This window comes from Arthrobacter bambusae (assembly GCF_022606295.1).
GTDB classification, from domain to species: Bacteria; Actinomycetota; Actinomycetes; order Actinomycetales; family Micrococcaceae; genus Arthrobacter; species Arthrobacter bambusae_A.
The window spans coordinates 71,005-89,982 of sequence record NZ_JAHHZS010000009.1 but is presented as its reverse complement, the minus strand read 5'-3'; the positions used below and the strand labels follow the sequence as shown (position 1 = coordinate 89,982).

Genomic DNA, 18,978 nt, shown 5'->3' with positions numbered 1-18,978 from the left:
GCCGGCAGTTGCTTAGCTTAGGTTTGCCTAACTAGCTAGCGGTCAACCACGCGACAAAGATGAAAGCTGTTGCGAGAGGAGTCCTGCCATGAGCACTGTGGACAGCTTCGGTTCCAAAGGCGTACTGAATGTAGCCGGCACCGATTATGAAATTTTCCGGTTGAACTCCGTTGAGGGCGCAGACAGCCTTCCGTTCAGCCTTAAAGTATTGCTTGAAAACCTGCTGCGGACGGAAGATGGCGCCAATATCACGGCCGACCACGTCCGCGCCTTGGCCGGCTGGGATCCGAATGCCCAGCCAGACACCGAGATCCAGTTCACCCCGGCCCGAGTCATCATGCAGGACTTCACCGGGGTTCCCTGTGTCGTTGACCTTGCCACGATGCGTGAAGCCATCAAGGACCTCGGCGGCGACCCCAAGCGCGTCAACCCGCTGGCTCCGGCCGAGATGGTCATCGACCACTCCGTGCAGATCGACGCCTTCGGCAACTCCGGCGCCCTCGAGCGCAACATGGAGATCGAATACCAGCGCAACGGCGAGCGTTACCAGTTCCTGCGCTGGGGCCAGACGGCTTTCGACGACTTCAAGGTTGTTCCCCCGGGAACCGGCATCGTCCACCAGGTCAACATCGAATACCTGGCACGCACCGTCATGACCCGCGAAGTCGACGGCGTCCTCCGCGCCTACCCCGACACCTGCGTCGGCACCGACTCGCACACCACCATGGTCAACGGCCTGGGCGTGCTGGGCTGGGGCGTAGGCGGCATCGAAGCCGAAGCCGCGATGCTCGGCCAGCCCGTCTCCATGCTGATCCCGCGCGTTGTCGGCTTCAAGCTCACGGGCTCCATCCCCGCCGGCGCCACCGCCACCGACGTCGTCCTGACGATCACCGAGCAGCTGCGCAACCACGGTGTGGTCGGCAAATTCGTGGAGTTCTACGGCGAAGGCGTCGCGGCCGTGCCGCTGGCCAACCGCGCCACCATCGGCAACATGAGCCCGGAATTCGGTTCCACGGCAGCGATGTTCCCGATCGACGACGTCACGCTCGAGTACTTGCGCCTCACCGGCCGCTCCGAGCAGAACGTTGCCCTGGTCGAGGCCTACGCGAAGGAACAGGGCCTCTGGCACGATCCGTCGCACGAGATCAAGTTCTCCGAGTACCTCGAGCTCGACCTGTCCACGGTTGTTCCCTCGATCTCGGGTCCGAAGCGTCCCCAGGACCGCATCATCCTCACCGAGTCCAAGGCCCAGTTCCGCGAGGACCTGCGCAACTACGTGAAGGAAGACCTGGCCGACGGAAGCCTGGACGAAGCGATCGACGAGAGCTTCCCGGCCTCCGATTCGCCGTCGTTCACCGCCACTGCGACGCACCTGGCCGACGTAGCTCCGCACTCGCACGGTCCGAAGTCCAACGGTCGTCCGTCGAACAAGGTGAGCGTCACAACAGCTGACGGCCGCGAATTCGAACTGGACCACGGTGCAGTTTCGATCGCTTCGATCACGTCCTGCACCAACACGTCCAACCCCTCGGTGATGCTGGCAGCCGCGCTGCTTGCCCGCAACGCCGTTGACAAGGGCCTCGCGTCCAAGCCTTGGGTCAAGACGTCCGTCGCTCCCGGCTCCAAGGTCGTCACCGACTACTACGAGAAGTCCGGCCTGACTCCCTACCTGGAGAAGCTCGGCTTCTACATCGTGGGCTACGGCTGCGCGACCTGCATCGGCAACTCCGGTCCGCTCGACGCAGAGATCTCCGAGGCCATCCAGGCCAACGACCTTTCCGTCACCGCTGTCCTCTCCGGCAACCGCAACTTCGAAGGCCGCATCAACCCGGACGTCAAGATGAACTACCTGGCGTCGCCGCCGTTGGTCATCGCCTACGCCCTGGCCGGAACCATGGACTTCGACTTCGACGCCGATCCACTGGGCCAGGACCAGGACGGAAACGATGTCTTCTTGAAGGACATCTGGCCGAACCCCGTCGAGGTCCAGAAGGTGATCGATTCCTCGATCGACAAGGAAATGTTCGCCCGCGGCTACGAAGGCGTCTTTGACGGCGACGACCGCTGGAAGGCACTCGACACCCCGGCAGGCGACACCTTCGCCTGGGACGCCAAGTCCACGTACGTGCGGAAGCCCCCGTACTTCGAAGGCATGAAGGCGCAGCCGGAACCGGTAACGGACATCGCCGGAGCCCGTGTGCTGCTGAAGCTCGGCGACTCCGTCACCACGGACCACATCTCCCCGGCAGGTTCCTTCAAGTCGGACACCCCGGCGGGCCAGTACCTTCTGGCCAACGGCGTGGAGCGCAAGGACTTCAACTCCTACGGTTCACGCCGTGGCAACCACGAGGTCATGATCCGCGGTACCTTCGCGAACATCCGCATCAAGAACCAGCTGCTCGACGGCGTCGAGGGCGGCTTCACCCGCGACTTCACCCAGGCCGGCGGCCCGCAGGCCTACGTCTACGACGCTGCCCAGAACTACCAGGCAGCCGGCACCCCGCTGGTGGTCCTGGCCGGCAAGGAATACGGCTCCGGCTCTTCCCGCGACTGGGCTGCCAAGGGAACCGCGCTGCTGGGCGTGAAGGCCGTCATCGCCGAAAGCTACGAGCGTATCCACCGCTCCAACCTCATCGGCATGGGCGTCCTCCCGTTGCAGTACCCGGCCGGCGAGACCGCTGCGTCGCTCGGCCTGGTCGGCACGGAAACGTTCGCCGTCGAGGGCGTCACCGAGCTGAACAACGGCACGACGCCGAGGACGCTCAAGGTCACCGCAACGGCCGAGGACGGCAGCACCACGTCCTTCGACGCAGTGCTGCGCATCGACACCCCGGGCGAAGCGGACTACTACCGCAACGGCGGCATCCTGCAGTACGTCCTGCGCCAAATCTCGGCACACTAGCCGAATCCAGCGCGGGCCCCGCCAGCGCTGAAAGGCAACAGCTACAGCCCCGGCTGGTCATCGACCGGCCGGGGCTGTAGCCTTTCCTGCGGCCTTGGCTCCGGCCAAAGGCGTTAGAGTTGTATAGCACGTCAATCACCCTAAGGAGGGGCCGTTGGGACTTTTGGAGACAATCCGGAATCCGCAGGACCTGAGTAAGCTCACCAGCCAGCAGTTGGAGCAGCTTGCAGGCGAGATCAGGACTTTCCTCATCACCAACGTCGCCCAAACAGGTGGTCACCTCGGACCGAACCTCGGCGTGGTGGAACTCACCATGGCCATCCACAAAGTCTTCGATTCCCCGCGCGACAGTATCGTTTTCGACACCGGCCACCAGTCCTACGTCCACAAATTGCTGACCGGCAGGCGGGATTTCAGCACCCTCCGGCAGCAGGGCGGCATGTCCGGATACCCCGATCGTGCCGAGTCCGAGCACGACATCGTGGAAAGCTCCCACGCGTCCTCGTCCTTGTCCTGGGCGGACGGCATCTCCCGGGCCCGCCAGCTGACCGGCGAGGGCGATCGCTGCGTTGTCGCCGTCGTCGGTGACGGCGCCCTGACGGGCGGCATGGCGTGGGAGGCGATCAACAACATTGCTGCGGACAAGCGACGCCGCGTGGTGATCGTCGTCAACGACAACGGACGCTCCTATGCGCCGACCGTCGGCGGCGTGGCAGACTACCTCGCTTCACTACGCCCCACGATCGACTCCCTCCGGGCAGCCCCCACCTACGAAGTGGTGCTGGACTGGTGGAAGAAGAAACTTCAGAGCGGCGGACCGATCGGCCAGTTCACTTATAAGAGCCTGCATGCCATGAAGAAGGGCATCAAGGACTGGTGGGCTCCGCAAGGCATGTTCGAAGACCTCGGCATGAAGTACATCGGCCCGGTTGACGGCCACAACATGCGGGCCCTTGAACACGCGCTCACGACTGCCCGGAATTACGGTGGCCCGGTGATCGTCCATGCGATGACCGAAAAGGGGCACGGTTACGCACCTGCCCTCGCCAATGAGGCGGACCAGTTCCACGCCGTCGGGATCATCGATCCCGAAACCGGCGAACCCACCGAAGCCGGCGGCGCACGCTCGTGGACATCGGTGTTCGCCGAGGAAATCGCGGACATCGCCGACGAGCGCGCAGACATCGTCGGCATCACCGGGGCCATGCTGATTCCCGTCGGGCTGCACAAGTTCGCCGAACGCCACCCGGAAAGGGTGATCGACGTCGGCATCGCCGAACAGCACGCCCTCACGTCGGCCGCAGGCATGGCCTTTGGCGGACTGCACCCCGTCGTCGCCGTTTATGCGACCTTCCTGAACCGTGCCTTCGACCAGCTCCTCATGGACGTCGCCCTGCACAAAGCGGGGGTGACGGTCGTGTTGGACCGCGCCGGCGTGACAGGCCCGGACGGGGCCAGCCACCACGGCATGTGGGACATGGCGATGGTCCAGATCGTTCCAGGGCTGCATCTCGCGGCTCCCAGGGATGCCAGCCGCCTGCGCGAAGAACTCCGCGAAGCGGTAGCGATCGACGACGCACCCAGCGTGGTGCGTTTCTCCAAGGGCAGTGTGGGAAGCGAGATCGAGGCGATCGAACGGCTTTCCGACGGCGTCGACGTGCTGGCGCGCCGCCCCGAAGGTTCCACGGAGAACGACGTCCTGATTGTCAGCGTCGGCGCGATGTCCGAACTTGCCCTCGACGTCGCGTCCCGGCTCGGATCCCAAGGCATCAGTTCCACCGTGGTGGATCCGCGGTGGGTCCTGCCCGTGCGCAAGTCCATCATTGCCCTCGCGGCGCGGCACCGTTTGGTGATCTGCATCGAAGACGGCGTCCGCGCGGGCGGCGTCGGATCCAGGATCCGGCAGGAGATGCGCGCCGCTGGCGTGGACACGGCCCTCAACGAAGTGGGGCTTCCGGTCGAGTTCCTCGACCATGGAACCAGGAGCCAGGTTCTCGAGCGGGTGGGGCTCACCGCCCAACAGATAACGCACGACGTCGTCGCGCAGGTTCTGGGGACAAAGGTGCCTTTCGCGCGGCCCCTGCCGGGACAAGAACATCCCACGACGGGCAGCCTCCCCACGCTGTAAGTGGCTGTTCCGGGCGGTATTCAACAATCAAGCACCTCTTCGGCGGTGCAGGTCCACACGGCACCTGCCCGGAGTGGTCTAGTAAGGACAAGCATGAGCGGCATCATCCGCACGTATAAGCGCGACGACGAAGCGGTCCTGCATTTCCGGGAGGCTTGGTATGACGACGAATTCAAGCAGTTCGTCATCAACCACGGGGTCGTAGGACACCAGAGCAGCACTGACGAAACGGACGTCGAGGACGAATCCGCCGTCGAAGGACTCATGACGGCTTTTGCCGCGCAATGCGAAGAAGACGGCTATGCGGAGATTCCCGAGACCGAGCAGTTCTGGGTGGTCGCGCAGATTGCGCTGAAGACGAAGGACGGCACCGACCGCGACCGCTACCTCGAACGCAAGGCCAAGGCCGCGTTGACGAGCGAACTGGCCTGGCGAGGCCTGGGTACCGTGGACCGTTCCGATATCAGCGACTCGAAGCTGAACATTTTCTGCCTGTGCCCGGACGTCAACAAAGCCGTCAACGCCATCAAGGTGTGCATCCGGGGAGAAGACCTGGACTTCACGAAGCTGAGCATCGCGGCAGCACCCCATGCCGAACCCACCGCATTCAAAGTAAAACACTCGCCGAAAACCGGTGCGGGCTTTACCCTCTAAGGACTACTTCACCGCTTCGAAGGGACAAACATGGCGCCCAAGAGCAACTGGCCCGGACACACTCCGCTGCCCAAGGGCTTGTCCGCTCCGGCGCGGAGGGCACTCGCCCACGAGGGTCTGGAAACCCTTGAACAACTCGCCGAGTTCGGTGAGGGGCGGGTGGCGGCCCTGCACGGCATGGGCCCCAAGGTCATGGCCCAGTTGCACGACGCGATGGAAGAGGCAGGAATCGCCTTCGGATCCTGAGCGGCGGACCGGCCCCTCGCGGGCGTTGTAGGGTGAAACCATGACTGAATATCGCCGTCTTGGAAATTCCGGATTAACCGTCTCAGTAGTCGGTTTGGGGTGCAACAATCTCGGCCGGGCCAATACCGCCACGGAATCGCAGGAGGGTACCAACGCGGTTGTGCATGCCGCCTTGGACGCAGGTGTGACCCTTTTCGATGTTGCAGACGTCTATGGCCGGGAGCCCGGCCTCAGCGAGACCATGCTGGGCGCCGCCCTGAAGGGTCGCCGGGACGACGCGATCGTGGCCACGAAATTCGGCATGGACATGCATGGCGCCAACGGCAACGATTTCGGTGCGCGGGGATCGCGCCGCTACATCGTCCAGGCCGCGGAGGCGTCGCTGCGCCGCCTCGGCACCGACTGGATTGATCTCTACCAGTACCACACCCCGGACCTCCTCACCCCGGTTGACGAGACCCTCGCAGCCCTCGACGACCTCGTGACAAGCGGCAAGGTCCGGTACATCGGCCACTCCAACCGTGCGGGCTGGCAGATCGCGGAAGCCGAGTACGTCGCCCGGATGCAGGGCGGTGCGCGGTTCATTTCGACGCAGAACCACTACAACCTGCTGGACCGCCGCGCGGAACTCGAAGTGCTGCCGGCCGCCCAGGCCTTCGGACTCGGCGTCCTGCCCTATTTCCCCTTGGCAAACGGCCTCCTGACGGGCAAGTACGCCCCGGGCAATGCCCCGGAAGGATCCCGCCTCAGCCACACGCGGACCAACATGGTCGAGGACGCCGACTGGGTCCAGCTGGGCAGGTTCAGCCAGTTCGCCAAGGAGCGTGACCTGAACGAACTGCAGCTGGCCTTCTCCTGGCTGGCCGCCCAACCCGCGGTCAGCAGCGTTATTGCAGGAGCCACCCGCCCGGCGCAAATCGCCGAAAACGCGAAGGCGGTGCGCTGGGTACCCACGGCCGAGGAACGCGCCGAACTGGATGACATCTTCCCGCGTACCCCCAAGGTTGCCCTCTTCTAAGGAGCGTTCCATGAGCGGGGAGCAGGCGACAGCTGGAGGCCAACGCGAGCCCGTGAGCTTGCTGGTGGACTGCGACACGGGAATCGACGACGCCCTCGCCCTGGCCTATCTGTGCAGCCAGCCGCAGGTGGAGCTCGTTGCCGTGAGCAGCACCCCGGGCAACGTCGCGGCGGAGCAAGTGGCACTCAACAACCTGTCCCTGCTCGAGCTGTGCGGCCGCCCCGACGTGCCCGTTGCCATTGGCGCCCGGGCGCCGCTGCGGATCCCGCTGACCACCACGCCGGAAACCCACGGGCCCCAAGGCGTCGGCTACGCCGAGTTGCCGGCACCGCGCGGAAAAGTAAACGACGTCGACGCCGTCGAACTCTGGGTCGAAGCGGCCCGGTCACGGCCGGGGGAGCTGACCGCCCTGCTGACGGCGCCCCTCACCAACTTCGCCCTCGTCCTGCGGGCCGAGCCGCGGCTGCCCGACCTGCTGCGCGGCGTCGTGATCATGGGTGGCAGCTACTACTACCAGGGCAACACGACGCCCACCGCCGAGTGGAACACCCACGTTGATCCGCACGCAGCCGCGGAGGTGTTCGAGGCCTACTCCGGGATTCCCGAGGAGCGGCTGCCGGTGGTGTGCGCCCTGGAGACCACGGAACGGATCGAACTGACGCCCGAACACGTAGCCGCCTTGGCTTCCGAGGCAGGCTGCACGGAGCCGGAACTTGTCCTTCCGGAGCAGCCGGAAGGGCGGCGCAGCACCGCGTCCAACGAACTCGTGCGGCACGTCAGCGATATGCTGCGCTTCTACTTCGAATTCCACCGCCACTACGGCCAAGGCTACGTGGCGCACATCCACGACTACTTCGCAGCATCAGCCGCCGCCGGAACCGCCAGGTACAGCACCCGCGCGGCGACAGTGCACGTCGAGACAGCAGCCCCCAGGCTCTTCGGAACCACTGTGGCGGACTTCCGCGGACTGTGGGGCGAGCCGCCCAACGCGCGCATCGTCTCGGAAAACCACCCGAGCGAAGCCTTCACCGAACTCGTGAGCTCATTGGGCGCCCTCGCCCGGAGGCTGTGAGAGACGGCCGGATGGGAGCGTCCCTGAAACGAGGTGGAGCATGACGGATCCGTTGGCGGCACCACCGCGCTGGCGTCACCACCTCAAACGCGCTTCCAGCGCAGGACGCGACGTGATTGTCGACGCCACGCGCTGGAAACGGGTAGAGCTCAACGTGGTCCACGTCGTGAACGCGGGACTCTCACTCGGGGTCCCGATCGTCCTGGGGCTCGTCCTTGGCGACATCGGGGCGGGAATGGTTGCTGCGCTCGGCGCGTTGCTCGTCTCCGGAAGCGGCCACGTGGGCGGCCTGAAATACAGATCCCTGGAGCTGCTCAATACCTCGCTGGCCGGTGCCTGCGGGGCGGCGGCCGGCATGCTCAGCACCGTGTTTCAGCCGTGGGGCGGCATCCTCATTGTCACGCTCGCTGCCATCGCTACCATCTTTGGCGGTCTTCGGCCGAGCGCAGCCAAGGCGAGCACCCAGGCCATCGTCTTCATGATCATCGGTGCCTCCCTCGCCTCAAGTGCGGTCCCGATCGAAACCCTGCTGTGGTTCTTCGCTGCCGGAGCGCTCGGGGGAAGCTTGTTGACGCTGCTGGTGTTCGGCGTCGAATACCACCTCCTGGGTAAAACCGCCGCGGAGGTGGCCCCAGCGCGGCGTTCCTGGCACAAGGACCTCGGGGCATGGCGACGCCGGATGGCAACCCTGTCCGGTTGGCAATACACGCTGCGTTTGGCGAGTTGCATGATCGCCGCCCAGGTGGTGGCCATTCTCGTGAGAGGCCCGCACTCCCAGTGGATCCTGCTGACGGTCGTGCTCGTGGTGCAACGCGACCACCGGGCCGGTCTTGCGCGCACTGTCCAGCGAGGCCTGGGTACGGCGCTGGGTGTCCTCGTGGGCGGACTGCTCCTCGGTGCCCTTCCGATCTGGGCAACCGTCGGCATCATCTGCGTCGTCGGGGCGGCCCGGCAATACCTCAAGGCCGCCAACTACACGGCCTATGCGTTGGTCATGACCCCGCTTGTCGCGGTGCTCAGCGGCCTGGGGCACCAGCTGTCCCCTTCACTCCTCGGCGAGCGTCTGGTCGACACGACCATTGGCTGCCTCATTTCGCTGGTCATCGGCTATGCCGCCTGGCGCGGTACGCGGCAGGCGGCATAGCCGACGTCACGAGGAGCCGGGAGCTACCCGGCTACGGGCTTCGAAGCGATCCCGGGTGCCAGGAAGCGTTTGCCGTTGACCCGCTCGGAGGCGCCCACCCGGTCCAAATACGGCGTGATCCCGCCCAGGAACATCGGCCAGCCAGCTCCGAGGATCACACAGAGGTCGATGTCTTCGGGACCGGCCACCACGCCTTCGGAGAGCATGAGTCCGATTTCCTCGGCCAGGGCGTCCTGGGTGCGACGCAAGACTTCCTCGGCCGTGGACGCGGTGCTGCCGAAGGACATGAGGGCCAACGTCTCCGCCGGGATCGCCGGCTTTCCGTCAGGACCCTGGACCCAGAGCGACTTCACGCCATTGTCAACCAGCTTCTGCAGGTTCTGGGACACCGCAAAACGTTCGCCGAAGGCAGCGTGCAGCGATTCCTGGACGTGCTGGGCGACCGGAAGGCCCACCATCGCGCTGAGGGTGAACGGACTCATTGGCAGGCCCATGGGTCGCAGCGCCGAATCGGCCACTTCCGCCGGCGTGCCTTCGTCGAATGCGGCAATGACTTCGCCCATGAGCCGCAGCAGGATCCGGTTGACGACGAAAGCGGCGGCGTCCTTGACCAGCACCGCTGTCTTCTTCAGGCCCTTGGCGAGCTCGAACGCGGTGGCCAGCACGGCGTCGTCGGTCTTCGGAGCACGCACGATCTCCAGGAGCGGCATGACCGCAACGGGGTTGAAGAAGTGGAAACCGACCAGGCGCTCCGGGTACTGCAGATCTTCGGCCATCGCGGTCACTGAGAGCGAGGAGGTGTTGGTCGCGAGGATGCATTCGGCGGAGACAATGGCCTCCACTTCCGCGAAGACCTGCTTCTTGACATTGAGTTCTTCGAAGACGGCTTCAATGACAAAGTCCGCATCGGCGAAAGACTCTTTGGAGACGGAGCCGCTGACCAGGGCCTTGGTCCTGTTGGCGGCGTCGGAGCTGATCCGCTTCTTGCCGAGCAGCTTGTCCACCTCCGCATGGACGTAGGCAACTCCCTTGTCCACGCGTTCCTGGTCGATGTCCGTCAGGACCACGGGTACTTTGAGCTGGCGTGCGAACAGCAACGCGAGCTGGCTCGCCATCAGGCCGGCACCGACGACGCCGATCTTCGTCACTGGACGCGCGAGCTTGCGGTCGGGTGCGCCGGCGGGACGCTTGGACCGTTTCTGCACGAGGTCGAGGAAGGCGTAGACGGTGGAACGGAACTCGTCCGTCTGCATCAAGTCGGCGAGCGTCTCGCATTCCAGGGCCGCGGATTCCGCCTTGCCCATGGTCCTGTTGGCTTCGAGGATGTCCAGCACCTTGGCTGGAGCCGGTGATGCGTTTGAGGTCTTGGCCTCCACGAAGGCCCGGCCCGCAGCCACGGCGCCGGCCCAGCGTTCGGCAACGGCGGGATCCTCCGGGTCCACGGAGTTGCTCCGCCCCGGGACGGCTTCACCCGCGATCACTTTCGCGGCCCAGGCGATGGACTGCTCCACGAAATCCGCGGGTTCGAAGATGGCGTCGGCAATGCCCAGCTGGAAAGCCTGGGGGCCGGTGAGGGTGCGGTTGTTGCTCAGCGGGTTCTCGATCATGACCTTGACGGCGTTTTCCGGGCCGATGAGCCGCGGCAGGATGTAAACGCCGCCCCAACCGGGGACAAGCCCGATGAACGCTTCGGGCAAAGCGAGGGCGCCCGCGCCCGTCGAGACCGTGCGGTAGGTGGACTGGAGGGCGATTTCGAGGCCGCCACCGAGCGCGAGGCCGTTGATGAAGGCGAAGCTGGGAACACCCAGATCGGCGAGCGTCGCGTAGACGTCGTGGCCCAGCTGGGCCATCCACAGGCCGTGTTCGCGCTCTTCGAGCTGCTTGACCGCCGAAAGGTCCGCTCCGGCCACCAGGAAGTACGGCTTGCCCGTGACGCCGACGCCGACGATCTCGCCGCGTGCAGCCCGGTCCTTGAGTCCTTCAAGGACCGTCCCGAGCTCGACGAGGGTGTTGGGTCCGAGGGTGGTGGGCTTGGTGTGGTCCAGGCCGTTGTCCAGGGTGATCAGGGCGAACGTTCCTGCGTTGCCGGGGAGTTCGATGTCCTCGACGTAGGAGTGGGTCACTGTCTCATCCGGGAACAGTCCGGCCAGTTTCTGGAATTCTGCGGCGCTCATGCTGCGGCTCCCTTGCTCTCGGTGTCGACGGCGCTCCGGGTCTCGCTGTGGTCGATGGTGTGGCTGTTGTAGCTCGGGTGGTGAGGGTTCTCCCAGATTACTGTGGCGCCCATTCCCAGGCCGATGCACATGGTGGTGATGCCGTACCGGACGGACGGGTCTTCCTCGAACTGGCGGGCAAGTTGGTTCATGAGCCGCACTCCGGAGGACGCGAGGGGATGCCCGACGGCGATCGCCCCGCCATAGCGGTTGACGCGCGGGTCGTCGTCGGCGATTCCGAAGTGGTCCAGGAAGCTCAGGACCTGAACGGCGAAGGCCTCGTTGATCTCGAAGAGGCCGATGTCTTCGATCCCGAGTCCGGCATTCTTGAGGGCCTTCTCGGTGGCCGGGACCGGTCCGATGCCCATGACTTCGGGTTCGACGCCGGCGAAGGCATAGGAGACCAGGCGCATCTTCACGGACAGGCCAAGCTCCTCAGCGGCCTCTGCGGAGGCCAGGACTGCCGCCGTCGCGCCGTCGTTCAAGCCGGCGGCGTTGCCTGCGGTGACCCGGCCGTGGGCCCTGAACGGGGTGCGCAGCTCCGAGAGGTCGTCCACCGTGGTGCCGGGGCGCGGCGGCTCGTCGACAGTGTTCACTGTCCACCCCTGTCCGGGCTTCATCGTGGCGACCGGGACCAAATCGGGCTGGATCCGGCCCTTGCCGTAAGCCGTGGCAAGCTTTGCCTGCGACGCCGCTGCGTACGTGTCCGTCCGCTCTTTGGTGATCGACGGGAAACGGTCGTGCAGGTTCTCGGCGGTGTTGCCCATGTTCAGGGCGGCCGGGTCCACGATCCGCTCGGACATGAACCTGGGGTTGGGATCCGCGCCGGCGCCCATCGGGTGGTTGCCCATGTGCTCCACACCGCCCGCAATCACGACGTCGTACGCGCCGAAACCGATGCCGCTCGCCGTCGTCGTGACCGCGGTCATTGCACCTGCGCACATGCGGTCGATGGCAAAGCCGGGCACGCTGCGGGGAAGGCCCGCCAGGAGGGCGGCGGTGCGGCCGATGGTCAAGCCCTGGTCGCCGGTCTGCGTCGTGGCGGCGATGGCCACTTCGTCGACGCGCTCGGCGGGCAGGCTCGGGTTGCGGCGCATCAGTTCGCGGATGCACTTGACCACGAGGTCGTCGGCACGGGTGCCCGCATAGATTCCCTTGTCGCCGGCCTTGCCGAACGGCGTCCGGACACCGTCCACGAAGACGACGTCGCGGACTGTACGCGGCGTGGCGCTGTTTCCGGTTTGGCTCATTGTGGCTCCTCGTTGAGACATGGATGCCGGACACCCCGCAGAGGGGAAGCCGGTCTCATTCACGGCCATGTTACTCGCCGGTAACTTAGCGCGCAAGGAGACCCCCGCTCACATATGGGGGCTTTCCGCCGGACGCCCGCTCACGTATGAAGGGTTTCCGACGGACCCTCGCTCACATCACTCATGAATGGACGTGGAAACAGGCTTGTATGTGAGCGGGGGGAGCGCCGGAAGGGTTTGTTTGTGAGCGGGCGACGCCGGGGGGTGCCGGAACCTTCCGCTAAGGGGCCGGGGTTCGTTCCTTGGAAGCCGGGTTCCGCGGCTCTTTGGGTTCCTTGGGCGGCAACGGTTGCGGATTCAATGACGCCTCGGTGAGGATCGGCGCCGTGATGGCGATTTGCCACTCGCGGGCGCCGAGGGCGCGCAGCTCTTCCGACACGGACTCCGCGGTGATGTCCGACGGCGGCCGCCACAGCACGCGCCTCATGTAATCCGGGGTGAGCAGGTTCTCCACGGGGAGCTTGAGCCCATCGGCCGCTTCCTGAAGCCGGGGCCGTGCAGTGCCCAGGCGCGCCGCGGCGTCGGGATCGCGGTCTGTCCAGACACGCGGCGGCGGGGGAGCGTTGGTTGGAAGGTGCAGCGGCGGAAGGTCCTCGGTGTTCCGTGCGCCGGCGATGCAGCGCAGCCAGCGTGGTGCTTCGCGCTGTGCGGCCCGCCCGTGGAAGCCTTTGGTGGCCAGGAGTTGCGGAACGGTTGCCGGCAGGGCCTTGGCCGCGGCGACCAGGGCGGAATCGGGAATGAGGCGGCTGGGTGCAACATCCCGTTTGCGCGCGAGCTGATCCCGTTCGTACCAAAGCTCACGCACGGCAGCCAATTGACGGCGGTCGCGGATCTGGTGCAACCCGGAAGTCTTGCGCCACGGGTCCACCCGCGGGACCGGAAGGCCTGCTCCAAGGATGCCCGCGAATTCCTGTTCGGCGAATTCGAGCTTGCCGTCTGTTTCCAGGAGTTCGATGAGTTCTTCACGCAGTTCGGCGAGCACCTCGACGTCGAGGGCCGCGTACCGCAGCCACGGTTCGGGGAGGGGCCGGGTGGACCAGTCGGCGGCCGAGTGCTCCTTCGCGAGGCCGAAGCCGAGGAGCTGCTCGATGACGGCTGCGAGGCCCACGCGGGGCAGTCCGGCGAGGCGCGCGGCGAGTTCCGTGTCGAAGAGCTTGTCGGGCCACATGCCAAGCTCGGCCAGGCACGGAAGATCCTGCGTGGCGGCGTGCAGGATCCACTCGACGCCGCGCAGCGCCTCGTTGATGATTTTCAAGTCATCGAAGGGTTCGGGGTCGATCAGCCAGGTTCCTGCGCCGTCGCGCCTGATCTGCACCAGGAAGGCGCGCTGCCCGTATCGGAAGCCGGAGGCCCGCTCGGCGTCGACCCCGGCGGGGCCGGATCCTGCGGCGATGGCGGCCGCGCACCGCTCCAGGCCGGCGAGGGTGTCGATGACAAGGGGCACGCCCTCGCGCGGGGCATCCAGATCGATGATCTCGGGTATCCGGCCTTCAAAGCCGTCTACCGTGATGTGTGGTGTGGGATCAGCAGCCGGAGCGCCGGCCGTGGTGGGTTCCAGGTTTTCAGGGGTCATGGTGCCTTCAGTTTACCGACTCTGTGCCTGGCCGGTCCGGCCGCAGCTTCCAGAGACTGTCACAGGCTTCATGTGAGCCTCCGGTTCGGCAGGGGCGTGACGCCGGGAGGCAGGGGAGGAAGCCCTGCGAACGTGCAGACCATGTCACACCAGGCCTCCAGATGGGCCTGGACATCGGAAGACGCAGGTGTCCATGAGGCACGGAGTTCGATGTCGATGGTTTCCGGTCTTTCGGCCAAAGTGCCGAAACTCTCGGACAGGATGCGCGTGGCCGTTCCTCCCGCGGCCCGGTACCGGGCTGAGTGGTTCTCCAGGGCGTCCACGAGCCACGTCCAGGCCACGGAACCGAGCATGGCATCGTTGCCCATGTCGGCTTCGAGCTGGGCCCGGATATAGGTGACGATCCTGAATTCCCCGTCCCACACAGCCGAGCCGTCGGGATCGTGGAGCAGGATGAACCTGCCTGTTGCGAGCTCATCGTCTTCGTCATCGGCCGCGCCGGGGGATCCCGCGTTGTTCTCACGGGAAAATGCCATGGCCGCGGGGCCATGGACAGGAGTCTGGCCGGGACGCGCCGACCGGCTGAAGACCTCGGCGCCCAAGGCCACGGCAAAGGGCGCCAGGCGGGACGGCGCCGGGATTTCCGCGAGGCGCAGCTCGCTCCGGCACTTTGCTTTTCGTAGCGTTCCCAACGCATGCAAGAAATCCGCGGGAACCTGTGCGAGTGCGTTCACCTTCGCAGATTATGTGTCAGGGGCGGCGAAACCTTGAAGCCACGCCGCCCCGTCCCATGCCCTATGCGGACGCCAGTTCGCGCTTGATCGCGGCAACGAAGGAATCGATGTCCTCTTCCGTGGTGTCGAAGGAGCACATCCAGCGCACCTCGCGGTTCGCTTCGTTCCAGTCGTAGAACTTGAAGGAGGATCGGAGGCGATCAGCGACGCCGGCGGGCAGGACCGCGAAGACGCCGTTGGACTCTGTGGCCTGGGTCGGCTCCACACCCTCGATGGAGTCGACGGCCGTACGCAGCCGCGAGGCCATGGCATTGGCGTGTTCGGCAGAGCGAAGCCACAGCCCGGACTCAAGAAGCGCGATGAACTGGACCGAAATGAAGCGCATCTTGGAGGCAAGCTGCATGTTCATCTTGCGCAGGAACTTCAGTCCGTGGGCGGCCTCCGGATTCAGGGCAACGACAACCTCGCCGAACAGCAGCCCGTTCTTGGTACCGCCGAAAGACAAAATGTCCACTCCGGCGTCGCGGGTGAAGGCCCGCAAGGGCACCCCAAGGTGTGCGGCGGCATTGGCGAGCCGGGCGCCGTCCATGTGCAGCTTCATGCCCTTGGCATGGATGTGGTCGGCGATCGCCCGGATCTCTTCCGGCGTGTAGCACGTGCCGAGCTCCGTGGTCTGCGTGATGGAGACCGCCAGCGGCTGCGCACGGTGCTCGTCGCCCCAGCCCCAGGCTTCGCGGTCGATCAACCCGGGGGTCAGCTTGCCATCCACAGTGGGGACCTGGAGCAGCTTGATGCCGCCGATCCGCTCCGGCGCGCCGTTCTCGTCCATATTGATGTGGGCGGTAGAGGCGCAGATGACGGCACCCCAGCGCGGCAACAGTGATTGCAGGGACAACACGTTCGCGCCGGTCCCGTTGAAGACGGGGAAGCATTCGATGCCCTCGCCGAAGTGTTGCTCCATGACTTCCTGGAGCCGTTCCGTGTATTGGTCCTCCCCGTAAGAGACCTGGTGGCCGCCATTGGCTGCGGCGAGGGCCGCCAGGATTTCGGGGTGGACTCCTGAGTAGTTGTCCGAGGCGAATCCGCGGATGGAGGGATCGTGGAGGCGCCCGCCGGCTTCCGTATCGAAGGCAGCCGGGAATTCTTCTGTAGTGCTCGTCACTTGTTCGTTCACGCTTTCAGTCTATTTGGCCAGGAGGAGGCGCTGTCCGTTCAGTTCCGCTGCCGGCTTGTCGAAGAGCCCGACGGCGGCCGCCGCCAAGTCGTCGACGTCCGTGTATCCGGGGAATTTCCGTTCCGGGTGTTCCCGCCGCATCGCCGCGTCCAGGAGCGACTTGACCACGAAGACGACGGCCGCACTGTGCTGTTCCGTAGGTTCGTCCTTGTTGCCTGATTGATCGCGGCGGAACCCGTCGGCCAGGGCCAGGGTCCAGGTCTCCGCCGCAGCCTTGGCCGCCGCGTAGGTGGCGGCTCCCGCGGTGGGTGCGGCGACCGCCGTCGAACTCACCATGGCGAAACGACCCGTGGGGGAGGACGCGAGATCCTTGTAGAAAACCCTGGAGACGTTCCTCAGGGTCGTGATGGCGCTTTGCTCAAGCGCGGCCCAGTCTTCGTCCGGCTGGTCTTCGATTCCCTTGGCGCCGCGCCACCCACCGACCAGGTGGACGACGCCGTCGACCCTTTCCGTGCTCTGGTGGATCTCCGCGGCGAGTTCGCGCACAGACTCCAGCCGGGAAAGATCGCACACGAGGGGAGTGACGTCGTTGCCCGCCTCGGCCGCGGCGGCCTTGATGCGGGCCTCGTTGGAGCCGATCGTGAAGACCCGGTGCCCGGCCTGGGCGAAGGCGCGGGCCACGGCGATGCCGGAGGAGTTGCTGCCGCCCGTGACGACGACAGTCAGCGGTTCGCCCGTCATGAGGCTGCGGTCTGCCCGGTGATACCGGTGGTTGATTCGATGATCGGACGCATTTTCTTCTCCAGTGCTTCGTAGAACATGGACAGGGGGAATTCGTCGTCGAGGACCTGGTCGGTGAGGCCGCGGGGCGGCCCGTCGAGCGGCAGTGCCTCTGGGCCCTTCGCCCAGACCGAAGCCGGGTGGGGAGTGACCGTACCGGAAATGAGCTTATACGCTGCGAGCCAGTGGGCGGCCTTGGGGCGGTCGATGGAGCGCCAGTACAGTTCTTCGATCCGGGCGCCGAGTTCGACGACGACGTCGGCCGCCTCGTCCCAGTCGATGCTGAGCTTGCTGTCGGTCCAGTGCAGGACGTGGTGCTGGTGCATCCAGGCGAAGAGGAGCTGGCCGCCCAGGCCGTCGTAATTGCGGACCCGGTTGCCGGTGATGGCGAACCGGAAGATGCGGTCGAAGATGACCGCGTACTGCACGAGCTTCGCGTGGCGCCGGGCGTCGGGGGAAGCGTCCTCGTCCTTTTCGATCCGGACGGATTCTCGGAAGGCTGTCAGGTCGCAGCGGAGCTCTTCGAGCGAGTAGAGGAAGAACGGCATCCGCTGCTTGATCATGAACGGATCGAAGGGAAGGTCGCCGCGCATGTGGGTGCGGTCGTGGATCAGGTCCCACATGACGAACGTCCGCTGCGTGAGTTCCTGGTCATCCAGGAGCTCGGCGGCATCCGCCGGCAGCTCAAGGGAGGTGGTTGCGGCGGCCGCTTTGAGGACACGGCGGAAGCGTGCGGCCTCGCGGTCGGCGAAGATGGCGCCCCACGTGAAGGCGGGCGTTTCGCGCACTGCGACGGTCTCGGGAAAGAGCACGGCCGAATTGGTGTCGTAGCCGGGAGTGAAGTCCAGGAAGCGGATGGGGACGAACAGCTTGTTGGAGTAGTCTCCGGCCTCCAACGCGCCGATGAACTCGGGCCAGATCACTTCGAGCAGGACGGCTTCCACGAGCCGGCTCGTGCTGCCGTTCTGGGTGTACATGGGGAATACCACGAGGTGCTGGAGCCCGTCTTCACGGTGTTCCTGCGGCTGGAACGCCAGGAGCGAGTCGAGGAAGTCCGGGACTCCGAAGCCGGCGTGGGCCCAGCGGCCGAAATCTTCCAGCAGGAGGTCAAGATAGGCAGCGTCGTGCGGGAACGCAGGAGCCAGGGCCGTGATGGCCTCCATGATGGTGGCTGTGTAGGCCCGGGCAGCCTCATGGTGGAGGGAATCCTGGATTGAACCGTCCTGGCTTTGGAATGTCTGCAGCGCGGTGGCTGCGGCCTTCAGGGAGATCCAGTCCCGGTTGTCCGACGTGATGCGCGGACGGGTGGTGGTAACGGTGGTGGTCATCGTCGACGGTGCCTTTCCTCAAGAATCATTGTTCTGAGGTGAGCGTAGCAAGCAGTCAGAGTAGCTAATTCAAAAGCGGCGCGAGCATAAGAAACTCTTGTGCAAGTGGTTCCGGCGGCCCCGGAAGATCCAGCCCGGGGAGGGCTGGCCGCGGGGGACCGCCGGTAGCTTGTCGTTTGTGTCCGGAGCCGGGGTCCGGATTTACTGCCCTGCCGGGGATTCGACGAGCTTGAGCGAAACGGAGTTGATGCAATACCGCTGGTCAGTCGGCGTGCCGTAGCCCTCGCCCTCGAAAACGTGTCCCAGGTGCGAATCGCACGTGGCGCAACGGACCTCCACCCGTTCCATTCCCAAAGTGCGGTCATGGATGTACCGGACAGTGCCTTCCGCGAGCGGGGCCCAGAAGGACGGCCAGCCGCAATGGGAATCGAATTTCTCATTGCTGGTGAATAGCTCTGCGCCGCACGCCCTGCATTGGTACACGCCCGCTGTATGGGTGTCCCAGTACTCACCGGTGTAAGGGCGTTCCGTTCCGGCCTGGCGGAGGACCCTGAACTCCTCAGGGGTAAGTTCCTCGCGCCACTCCGCGTCCGTTTTCTCCACGCATTGCCCGTCCTTCGGGACGTCCTGGTGGGGAACCCCGGCCAAGGGGTCCGCTGCTTGGAAATATTTCCTGTTGTCTGCAGTGCTCATGCTCTCTCC

15 protein-coding genes are annotated in these 18,978 nt (G+C 65.4%); 7 read left to right on the top strand and 8 right to left on the bottom strand.

Translation table 11 applies throughout. From position 1 onward, the window contains the following. Positions 1–88: 88 nt before the first annotated feature. From KNN17_RS08435 to KNN17_RS08405, 7 genes are all read left to right on the top strand, one after another. On the top strand, positions 89–2,902 hold the full coding sequence (locus KNN17_RS08435) for an aconitate hydratase (protein WP_241708301.1): 2,814 nt from the start codon (positions 89–91) through the stop codon (positions 2,900–2,902). A 154-nt stretch (positions 2,903–3,056) separates the two neighbouring features. Next, complete coding sequence (dxs, locus tag KNN17_RS08430; protein ID WP_241708300.1) at positions 3,057–5,030, top strand: 1-deoxy-D-xylulose-5-phosphate synthase; 1,974 nt, start codon at positions 3,057–3,059, stop codon at positions 5,028–5,030. 93 nt (positions 5,031–5,123) lie between these two features. Then, the gene (locus KNN17_RS08425) at positions 5,124–5,684 is read left to right on the top strand and encodes a hypothetical protein (RefSeq protein ID WP_078105496.1); all 561 of its coding nucleotides are present in this window, start codon (positions 5,124–5,126) and stop codon (positions 5,682–5,684) included. Positions 5,685–5,714: 30 nt separating this feature from the next. Next, positions 5,715–5,930: a hypothetical protein gene (locus tag KNN17_RS08420; RefSeq protein ID WP_028266791.1), complete on the top strand. Its 216-nt coding sequence runs from the start codon at positions 5,715–5,717 to the stop codon at positions 5,928–5,930. A 40-nt stretch (positions 5,931–5,970) separates the two neighbouring features. After that, positions 5,971–6,948, top strand: coding sequence for an aldo/keto reductase (locus tag KNN17_RS08415; RefSeq protein ID WP_241708299.1), 978 nt, complete (start codon positions 5,971–5,973; stop codon positions 6,946–6,948). Positions 6,949–6,958: 10 nt separating this feature from the next. Then, entirely contained in the window at positions 6,959–8,020 is a 1,062-nt protein-coding gene (locus KNN17_RS08410; RefSeq protein WP_241708298.1) for a nucleoside hydrolase, read from the top strand. A 40-nt stretch (positions 8,021–8,060) separates the two neighbouring features. Continuing rightward, on the top strand, positions 8,061–9,164 hold the full coding sequence (locus KNN17_RS08405) for an FUSC family protein (RefSeq protein WP_241708297.1): 1,104 nt from the start codon (positions 8,061–8,063) through the stop codon (positions 9,162–9,164). A 23-nt stretch (positions 9,165–9,187) separates the two neighbouring features. Here KNN17_RS08405 and KNN17_RS08400 read toward each other — a convergent pair whose 3' ends face one another. The 8 genes from KNN17_RS08400 to msrB form a co-directional block, all read right to left on the bottom strand. Continuing rightward, positions 9,188–11,338 carry a 3-hydroxyacyl-CoA dehydrogenase NAD-binding domain-containing protein gene (locus KNN17_RS08400; RefSeq protein ID WP_241708296.1) on the bottom strand — a complete coding sequence of 717 codons (2,151 nt, stop codon included), beginning with the start codon at positions 11,336–11,338 and terminating at the stop codon, positions 9,188–9,190. After that, the gene (locus KNN17_RS08395) at positions 11,335–12,627 is read right to left on the bottom strand and encodes a thiolase family protein (protein WP_241708295.1); all 1,293 of its coding nucleotides are present in this window, start codon (positions 12,625–12,627) and stop codon (positions 11,335–11,337) included. The genes KNN17_RS08400 and KNN17_RS08395 overlap by 4 nt, the downstream gene beginning before the upstream one ends. Before the next feature lie 280 nt (positions 12,628–12,907). Further along, positions 12,908–14,260 (bottom strand): HRDC domain-containing protein, encoded by a 1,353-nt coding sequence (locus KNN17_RS08390; protein WP_241708294.1) that lies wholly within the window; start codon positions 14,258–14,260, stop codon positions 12,908–12,910. 68 nt (positions 14,261–14,328) lie between these two features. Further along, positions 14,329–14,994: a DUF3000 domain-containing protein gene (locus KNN17_RS08385; protein ID WP_078105489.1), complete on the bottom strand. Its 666-nt coding sequence runs from the start codon at positions 14,992–14,994 to the stop codon at positions 14,329–14,331. A gap of 61 nt (positions 14,995–15,055) precedes the next feature. After that, on the bottom strand, positions 15,056–16,168 hold the full coding sequence (locus KNN17_RS08380) for a threonine aldolase family protein (RefSeq protein WP_078105488.1): 1,113 nt from the start codon (positions 16,166–16,168) through the stop codon (positions 15,056–15,058). Positions 16,169–16,177: 9 nt separating this feature from the next. Continuing rightward, positions 16,178–16,909 (bottom strand): SDR family oxidoreductase, encoded by a 732-nt coding sequence (locus KNN17_RS08375; protein WP_241708293.1) that lies wholly within the window; start codon positions 16,907–16,909, stop codon positions 16,178–16,180. Beyond that, entirely contained in the window at positions 16,906–18,276 is a 1,371-nt protein-coding gene (locus KNN17_RS08370; protein ID WP_241708292.1) for a DUF6421 family protein, read from the bottom strand. The genes KNN17_RS08375 and KNN17_RS08370 overlap by 4 nt, the downstream gene beginning before the upstream one ends. A 201-nt stretch (positions 18,277–18,477) precedes the next feature. Beyond that, on the bottom strand, positions 18,478–18,969 hold the full coding sequence (gene msrB, locus KNN17_RS08365) for a peptide-methionine (R)-S-oxide reductase MsrB (RefSeq protein ID WP_241708291.1): 492 nt from the start codon (positions 18,967–18,969) through the stop codon (positions 18,478–18,480). Positions 18,970–18,978: the final 9 nt, after the last annotated feature.

Coding starts and splice junctions, on each gene's coding strand:
- KNN17_RS08435 (WP_241708301.1), top strand. CDS start 89: ATGAGCACTGTGGACAGCTTCGGTTCCAAAGGCGTACTGAATGTAGCC.
- KNN17_RS08425 (WP_078105496.1), top strand. CDS start 5,124: ATGAGCGGCATCATCCGCACGTATAAGCGCGACGACGAAGCGGTCCTG.
- KNN17_RS08420 (WP_028266791.1), top strand. CDS start 5,715: ATGGCGCCCAAGAGCAACTGGCCCGGACACACTCCGCTGCCCAAGGGC.
- KNN17_RS08415 (WP_241708299.1), top strand. CDS start 5,971: ATGACTGAATATCGCCGTCTTGGAAATTCCGGATTAACCGTCTCAGTA.
- KNN17_RS08410 (WP_241708298.1), top strand. CDS start 6,959: ATGAGCGGGGAGCAGGCGACAGCTGGAGGCCAACGCGAGCCCGTGAGC.
- KNN17_RS08405 (WP_241708297.1), top strand. CDS start 8,061: ATGACGGATCCGTTGGCGGCACCACCGCGCTGGCGTCACCACCTCAAA.
- KNN17_RS08400 (WP_241708296.1), bottom strand. CDS start 11,338: ATGAGCGCCGCAGAATTCCAGAAACTGGCCGGACTGTTCCCGGATGAG.
- KNN17_RS08395 (WP_241708295.1), bottom strand. CDS start 12,627: ATGAGCCAAACCGGAAACAGCGCCACGCCGCGTACAGTCCGCGACGTC.
- KNN17_RS08390 (WP_241708294.1), bottom strand. CDS start 14,260: ATGACCCCTGAAAACCTGGAACCCACCACGGCCGGCGCTCCGGCTGCT.
- KNN17_RS08375 (WP_241708293.1), bottom strand. CDS start 16,909: ATGACGGGCGAACCGCTGACTGTCGTCGTCACGGGCGGCAGCAACTCC.
- KNN17_RS08370 (WP_241708292.1), bottom strand. CDS start 18,276: ATGACCACCACCGTTACCACCACCCGTCCGCGCATCACGTCGGACAAC.
- msrB (WP_241708291.1), bottom strand. CDS start 18,969: ATGAGCACTGCAGACAACAGGAAATATTTCCAAGCAGCGGACCCCTTG.